This is a genomic window from Pseudomonas sp. 22082 (assembly GCF_052046055.1).
Taxonomy (GTDB): domain Bacteria; phylum Pseudomonadota; class Gammaproteobacteria; order Pseudomonadales; family Pseudomonadaceae; genus Aquipseudomonas; species Aquipseudomonas pharyngis.
In genome coordinates this window covers 82,768-89,484 of the sequence record NZ_JBQEQB010000020.1, presented here as the reverse complement: position 1 = coordinate 89,484, position 6,717 = coordinate 82,768, and the positions used below count along the sequence as shown (strand labels likewise).

The following is a 6,717-nucleotide window of genomic DNA, read 5'->3' as shown; positions in this document are numbered from 1 at the left end:
CCCGGAGCGAAGGAACCCCGAGCCCCAGCGAGGGGCCGAACGCCGGGGCCCAGACCTTTGCTTCCTTTGGGGCGTTTGCCAAAGGGAGTCGCCGTAAGGGCGAAACCATAAGAAGCCGTTACCGCAGCAACGGATATGTACCCAAAACAACCAAAGAACCTGGTCGGCCCAAAGGCCGCCAAGTTCACTCCGCATCCGGGTCAATCTTGTTCTGAGTCAAATACCGATTCAACACATCATCCTGAGAAGGCGTAGAAGCATCCCCCGCCACCTGCCACAACCGCCGCTCAATCCCCTGCGCCACCATATGCCCCACCGCCGCCTCAATCGCCGAAAGCACACACAACTGCGCCGGCTCATTGGTCGTATACCCGACCTCAGCCTCAAGCAACTTCTTGAACTCGATGAACTTGAAAATCCCCGCACTGCGCGCCACCGAATAAATCGTCTTGCTGGTCATCACATTCGCCAACACCTGCCCGCTGCGAACATCCACCGCGCGCAAGTTGACGGTGACCTGATCGACCCGATACTCACGGGACAGATCGATCCCCAGATACCGCGCCCCTTCCCCACCGCTGCGCACGTTGGTGTCATAAGCGATGATCCCGCCCTCAAGCATCATGTTCGCCGCCTGCAACGGTGGCAGCTCACCCTGAATGTTCACCGGCGTATTCGGCTTTTTCTGCGACGCGCGAATGATCTTGCGTTCAGTCAGCAGGTTCTGCAGCCCCTCGCGTTCGAGCACCACAAACCAGCCACTGGCCTGCATCGCGTCCATCAACATCGACGCCGCGCCCTGGGTGACGCTGGTGGAAAAGGAGCTGGCCGGCGTCGGTTTGTACTGCCCGGTCTGGTCACGGAAGCCGTACACCACCGCCATCAGCCGGCCCTTGGGTCGCGGCATTTTCAGCAAGTCGTAATAAGTGGAGGCCCTGGGGGTCAGGGTCGGGGTATCGGTGTCCTGCTCGGCCGGCATCGGCTCGCGCAGACTGCACCCTTGTAATGCTGCCAACATCAGCCCTAGCGCAATTATTTTTTTCATGTCCATCGCTCCCCGGAACCGTCATCCCGTCATGGGTTGAGGCCGTTCACCTGAATTTCGGAAACTTCGCCGCTCGCCCGGTCGGTCACTTCAATCGTCAGTGCCCCCGAGTCATCAACGACGTTGACGATAAAAGCGTCGGTGGACAGGCTCCCCGTGTTGCCGGTGGAGATGTTGTCCAGCAGTTGCCCCAGCAACCGTGACTGCAATTGACTGGTGAAGCGCTCGAGTGCCGAGGTGCCGGCCACCGTCGAGCGTTTCTTGAGATCCGGATCGTCGTGGTCGTTTTGCGCCTGGGCGTTGTTGAGCAGCCAGGTGCCGTTGAGCGGGTTGCCGCCGAACGACGGGTTGACCGGCGTGTAGACCAGTTCGGTGGCCTGGACGGCAGCGGCGCTGGCAAGCCCGATCAACAACCCCGAGATCCAGAATCCGCTGCGCCGTGAGAACGTTGTCGTGTTCATAGTTCGTCCTTCTCAAGGTCGGTGGTGTCCTGCAACAAGGCTTCCAGCTTGCGCCGGACGACCTCCAGTCGAACCGAGTCGGCGGCCGCGTAGGCCTCGTCCTTCAGTTCCACGGTGTTCGGCGGCAGGAAGCGCCGATACACCAGGCGTTGTTGATACTCGACGGTCACCAGGCTCCCCCAGCGTGCGTCGGGGCGCTCGCGCACCACCAGGTTGAAATCCATGCGGCTGGTGTCGCGCAGGCGTTCGCTGAACGAGTAGTAAAAGTCGTGGCCGATGTGCGAGATCGTGTCGTCGACGATGAAGCCCATCATTTCGTCTTCTTCGCTGGCGCTGGCGAAAGACGCCACGGCCGCGAGGATCAACGCGCACCACACCTGGCGGCTCATGGCTGCAACGCCTGCGGCAGGGCCGACTGGCCTTTGACCGGGGCCCCGTTGCCAGAGCCGGTGCCATCAAGGAAGGCTTTCTCGGCCACAAACTGCCAGTCCGAATAACGTTGCATGCCTTCGAAATCCGACCACTGCGACGGGAAGTCCGCCTGCTTCAACGGCACCTCGGTGGAGGCACTGTTAATCCCGGTGATACGCCCGTCGAAACCCCGTTGCAGTACCCATTCACCGCCGCCGATCGGGTCCGGATAGAGCTGACGCAGGTGGTGGCGGGCGTCCGGAAAACGTTCGTCCTGCAGCAGGTCGACCAGCTCTTTCGGGTACTGCGCCAGGCCCGGCGAACTGCGGTAGTAGCTGCGCAGCGCCTGGGCGTACTGGGTGCCGACCCACAGCAGTTGCTTCTCGCGATCGCGGCGCGACGCGGTCGACCACAACTCGCCGGCACTGGCCAGGCCCATGCCCATGATCACGATCAGGAACAGCACGCCCAGGTAGGTGAACCCACCCTGCTCCACGTGCTTACCACTCGGAATACTGGCTGCCATCACGCGCCCTCCCGGTAGCTCCGCTCTTGATGTCGGCGACGCCGCCCGCCACACCGTCCGGCGGTGCGATCAGCACCCATTGGTCATTGCGCTCGGTGATCGGGTCCAGCGGCGCGTTGCGCAGGTAACGCATCTCCACCAGTTGCTCGATGGAATCGGGATAGCGCCCGGTGTCGCCGTAGTAGTGATCCAGCGCCTCGCGCATGGCTGACAGGCTCTGGTGCAACGTGGTCTCTTTCGAGGCCTCCAGGCTGTTGAAGTAGCGCGGCAAGGCGATGGTCATCAGGGTCGCGATGATCGCCATCACCACCATCAGCTCGAGCAAGGTAAAACCCTTTTCCCGGCGCATGAGAATCACCACTCGCGGTAAGCGATGCCGTTGAGGCCTTTACCCCTGGCGAGGGAGTAGACGTCGAACACGTCTTCGCCATCGCGCGGGTTCTGGGCCGAACTGTTGTAGGCCCGCAGGCCCCAACCGCCGTTGTCGTCACGTTTGGCCGGCACCAGCGGATCCCGCGGTATCCGGCGCAGAAAGTAGAATTTCGCCCCCTTGGCGCTGCGCACGTCGCGCACGCCTTCGACCAGCACTTTCAGGTTCGGCGGATAGCCGCTGCTGTTCAGGGATTTCTCGATGTAGCCGGCATCGAAGGCACGCTTGTAGGCGTCGATGCCATCGCGAATCTGATACAGCGCGGTGCGCAGTTCCTGCTCCTTGCCACGCCGTACCAGGGTCTCGGTCAGCGGCGCGGCCATGCCGGCCAGCAGGCCGATCAGGGCCAGCGTCACCACGACTTCGATCAAGGTAAAACCGCGTTGGGAGGCGTTCATGATCAAGGCTTCTCGACGGTTACACGGGTGGTGGCCACGGCCGCTTCACCGACTGCACGAGGCTGCGCGGCAGGCGCTGGCATCGAGTAGTTCTGCGAGCGGTCCGGTGCCTGGATGTGCATGCTGGTTTCGGTGCCGGTCGGGAATTCCATGTCCGACGGGCTCTGGTACGGCAGGTTGCGCACGATCCGTGGGGTGATCGAGAGCACCAGTTCCGATTTGCCGATGGTGTCTTTGTTGCTGCCGAACAACCGGCCCAGACCCGGAATGTCGCCGAGGCCCGGAATCTTGTTGCCGGTGGCGCCGTGGTCGTTGCGCATCAGGCCGGCGAGGATCTGGGTTTCGCCGTCATGCAGGCGCAGCGAGGTCTGGGCGTTGCGGGTGTCGACCTGCACCGGGATCGTCCCTTGGCGGGTCGGCTCCAGCGGCGTGGCGTTACTCACTTCCAGAGCAATCTTGATCGCCACTTCGTTGTTCAGGTGCACGGTCGGCTGCACTTCGAGCTTCAGACCGACGTCGAGGTAGGTCACGCTTTCGGTGATCACCGGGCCCTGGGTCGACGGCACCGAGGTGGCGCTGATGATCGGCACGCGCTGACCGATGTGGATGCGCGCCTGTTCGCGGTTGCTGACGCGGATCACCGGGCTGGCCAGGGTGTTGATGTCGTTGTCTTGCGCATTGATCTTGGCTTGCGGCGACGGCGAAATCGAAATCCGGCTGGAGTTGATGCCCTTGAGTTGATCGAGAACGGACACCCCTGTGCCGTCGCTGTTGATCACACCGAAAGTGTTCGGCCATTGCAGGCCCAGGTCGAGAATGCGCTGGGTGGCGACTTCCATCACTTCCACTTCCAGCACCACTTCGGGGTTGGACTGGTCTTGCGATTGCAGGAGTTTTTCGGCCATGCGCACGGCGTCTTCGGTGTCGCGCATGGTCAGGGTGTTCAGGCGCTCGTCGACGAACACGTCACGGGTCTTGAGCATGGTCTTGATCATGTTCAGCGCGGTGTTGGCGTCGATGCTGGTCAGGTAGAAGGTGCGCATCACCAGCTCCTGATAATCCTTCAACTTTTGCGGCGAGTCCGGAAAGATCAGCAAGGTGTTTTCGTTCACCACTTTCTGGTGCAGCTGGTTCTGTTGCAGCAGCAGTTGTACGGCGTCTTCGATGCGCACGTCACGCACGAAGATCGTGGCTTTCATGTCCGGACGCAGGTCCTTGTCGAAGATGAAATTGAGGCCGGCGACCTGCGACAGCACTTCGAAAATGGTCTTGAGGTTGGCGTCGCGAAACTCCAGGGTCACCGGGCGGTCGAGCCGGGTGCGCAGTTGCGGGTACTGGATCACGTTGCGGCTCTGCACCAGACGGATGTTGCCTTGCAGCTCCAGCGCGCCGTCGTTTTTCGGGTCGAGTTCAAGGATCTGTTTGACCTGGCGGTCGGCGCCGTAGATGTCGCCCCGGCGCAGGTCGCCACGGGCCAGCTCAAGTTTCTCGTCCATGCTGCGCAGGTAGTCGAGCTGGCGCAGGGCATCCTGGGCGCGGCGGTTGTTCGGCTCGATGGTCAGCACCCGGCTGTAGGCGGTACGGGCCGAAGCGAAATCGCGGCGGGCGCGGTCGGTGTCGCCGGAGGTCAGCAGCGCGGTGATGGCTTTGGCCCGGCCGCTGTTGAGCAGCAGGTGCAGCTCGGTGTCGCGCGGATTTTCCCGCAAGCCTTCCTCGATCCGGGCCAGGCCCGCCTCGTACTGGCCCTGCTCGATCAGGTCGGAAGCCTCCTGGTTGGCGACCTGCGCGGAACTGCACGCGGCCAGCCCGGCACACAGGCCGAGGCTCATCAGCAAACGGGATCTGTTCATTGCGTACTCCCCACAGACAAGGTCTGCGACAAATGCAAAGGCAGGTAGACCAGGCTCAGTTCCACATCGGAAATCGCCGCAATCTTCCAGGTGTCGTCGATCACATCCCCGCTGCGCACGACGTAGATTTTCTCGCCGTCCTGCAAGAACACCTGCAGGTCGCTGCGGTCATGCAGTCTGCCGACGAACTGAAACGGCACCGGTGGCAGGCTCGGGGCTTGCACCACCGGGGTCGGGTTGATCGCTTGTTCGGTGACCGTCGCCAGGGTCGGCGCGGCCTTCCAGGATTTGCTCGCAAACAGGTCGCCGGCCGGGCTCAGGTCCTTGATCGGCGCCGCATTCGCCTTGGCGCTGCTGGCGGGCAAGGCGCCACGGGCGCTGGCTTTGGCCGGGCTGGCCACGGCGACTTCGGTCGAATCCGCTTCGTCGCTCGGCAAGAAATATTCCGGCAACCAGGCCAGTGCCGCTGCCACGCCGAAGAACGCCACCCAGCCGCTTATGCGTTTGCTGTCCATCACGACCTCGACAGGTAGAGGGTCATACGGATCCGGCCGCTGAGGTCGGTGTCGGCAATCTTCTTGCGTTGAAACTCGACGTCTTCCACCACCACCGCCGGCAACTGGCCGAGCAAGGCGTGCAGGAAGCGGCGCAGTTGCGGGTAGCTGCCGCGCACCGGCAACAGGATCTGGTAGCGCGCCAGATGGGTCTTGGGATCGACGCCGAGGGCGTACTCGCCGCGCGCCAGGGTGATGTGTTCCTGCGCGGCCAACGCGTAGATGCGGTCGATGGCGACGGTGGCCTGTGGTTGGGCCGGCAGCTTGTTACGAAAATCATCCAGCTGACGTTGCGGCACCACCGGCGGCGCGATGCTGCCGTCCTCGACCTTGGCCAGGTATTCGGTGGCTTCCCGGGTTTGCTGGCTGAGCTGTTGCAGCGATTGCCAGCCCGGCAGCAAACCGCCGAGTGCCCAGGCCAGCGTGACCAGCAGCAGCGCCAGACCGGCCAGGCCCGGAACGCCGAGGCCTTGCAGGTATTCGTGAACGATCAGTCTAGGGATTCGCATCGCCTATCTCCCAGGTCGCCGACAGGTTGAATTGCACCGGTTGCTCCGGCGATTTGACGACGATTTCGTGGCTCAGCAGCGACACGTCGGACAGCTCGTCACTGGCCTCCAGCCGTTTGTGGAAATCCAGCATCGCTTGCAGATCGCGGGCCTCGGCGCTGATCCGCACCTGGCCCTTGCGGGCATCCGGGGTCAGGGTCAGCAAGGCGATGTCGTCGCGCGGCATGGCTTCGAGCAGGGCGAACAGGCGTTCCCAGGGCCGGCGCAGTTGCTGCGAGACCTTGCGCATTTCAGCGAGGTTCTGCGCCTGCTCGCGGGTTTCCGCCGGGCTCAGCGTTGTCTTGCTGCCGCTGTCGCCGGTGAGCTGACGCTGGGTGTGTTGCAAGTGACCTTGCTGCTGCTCGGCCTGATCGCCGAGGTGCTGCTGCACGCCGAAGCACACCAGTGCGAGCAACACACCGCCGCCGAGCAGGCTCCAGCCCAACGGGCCGGAACGCGGACGAGGCTGGAAGTCGAGGTTCAAGGCGCGCATG

Annotated in this window: 10 protein-coding genes; all 10 read right to left on the bottom strand. The window is 63.0% G+C overall.

Features of this window, described 5'->3' with window-relative positions:
* Positions 1-184: 184 nt before the first annotated feature.
* The 10 genes from ACTJK9_RS21925 to ACTJK9_RS21880 are packed head-to-tail and all read right to left on the bottom strand — an operon-like array spanning position 185 to position 6,716.
* The gene (locus ACTJK9_RS21925) at positions 185-1,045 is read right to left on the bottom strand and encodes a CsgG/HfaB family protein (protein WP_064378912.1); all 861 of its coding nucleotides are present in this window, start codon (positions 1,043-1,045) and stop codon (positions 185-187) included.
* Positions 1,046-1,074: 29 nt separating this feature from the next.
* Positions 1,075-1,506, bottom strand: a complete 432-nt coding sequence (locus tag ACTJK9_RS21920; protein WP_007956141.1) for a curli assembly protein CsgF — start codon at positions 1,504-1,506, stop codon at positions 1,075-1,077.
* Positions 1,503-1,895: a curli production assembly/transport protein CsgE gene (gene csgE, locus ACTJK9_RS21915; protein ID WP_440816166.1), complete on the bottom strand. Its 393-nt coding sequence runs from the start codon at positions 1,893-1,895 to the stop codon at positions 1,503-1,505. The genes ACTJK9_RS21920 and csgE overlap by 4 nt, the downstream gene beginning before the upstream one ends.
* Positions 1,892-2,443, bottom strand: coding sequence for a type II secretion system protein (locus ACTJK9_RS21910; RefSeq protein ID WP_221399315.1), 552 nt, complete (start codon positions 2,441-2,443; stop codon positions 1,892-1,894). The genes csgE and ACTJK9_RS21910 overlap by 4 nt, the downstream gene beginning before the upstream one ends.
* Entirely contained in the window at positions 2,418-2,792 is a 375-nt protein-coding gene (locus ACTJK9_RS21905; RefSeq protein ID WP_011333435.1) for a type II secretion system protein, read from the bottom strand. Before ACTJK9_RS21905 ends, ACTJK9_RS21910 begins: the two co-directional genes overlap by 26 nt.
* 5 nt (positions 2,793-2,797) lie before the next feature.
* Positions 2,798-3,271 (bottom strand): type II secretion system protein, encoded by a 474-nt coding sequence (locus ACTJK9_RS21900; RefSeq protein WP_011333434.1) that lies wholly within the window; start codon positions 3,269-3,271, stop codon positions 2,798-2,800.
* Positions 3,272-3,273: 2 nt separating this feature from the next.
* Positions 3,274-5,121: a secretin N-terminal domain-containing protein gene (locus ACTJK9_RS21895; RefSeq protein WP_440816162.1), complete on the bottom strand. Its 1,848-nt coding sequence runs from the start codon at positions 5,119-5,121 to the stop codon at positions 3,274-3,276.
* Positions 5,118-5,636 (bottom strand): hypothetical protein, encoded by a 519-nt coding sequence (locus ACTJK9_RS21890; protein WP_440816159.1) that lies wholly within the window; start codon positions 5,634-5,636, stop codon positions 5,118-5,120. Before ACTJK9_RS21890 ends, ACTJK9_RS21895 begins: the two co-directional genes overlap by 4 nt.
* The gene (locus tag ACTJK9_RS21885; RefSeq protein WP_074687733.1) at positions 5,636-6,184 is read right to left on the bottom strand and encodes a GspMb/PilO family protein; all 549 of its coding nucleotides are present in this window, start codon (positions 6,182-6,184) and stop codon (positions 5,636-5,638) included. The genes ACTJK9_RS21890 and ACTJK9_RS21885 overlap by 1 nt, the downstream gene beginning before the upstream one ends.
* The gene (locus ACTJK9_RS21880; RefSeq protein ID WP_440816155.1) at positions 6,171-6,716 is read right to left on the bottom strand and encodes a PilN domain-containing protein; all 546 of its coding nucleotides are present in this window, start codon (positions 6,714-6,716) and stop codon (positions 6,171-6,173) included. The genes ACTJK9_RS21885 and ACTJK9_RS21880 overlap by 14 nt, the downstream gene beginning before the upstream one ends.
* Between the last annotated feature and the right edge of the window lies 1 nt (position 6,717).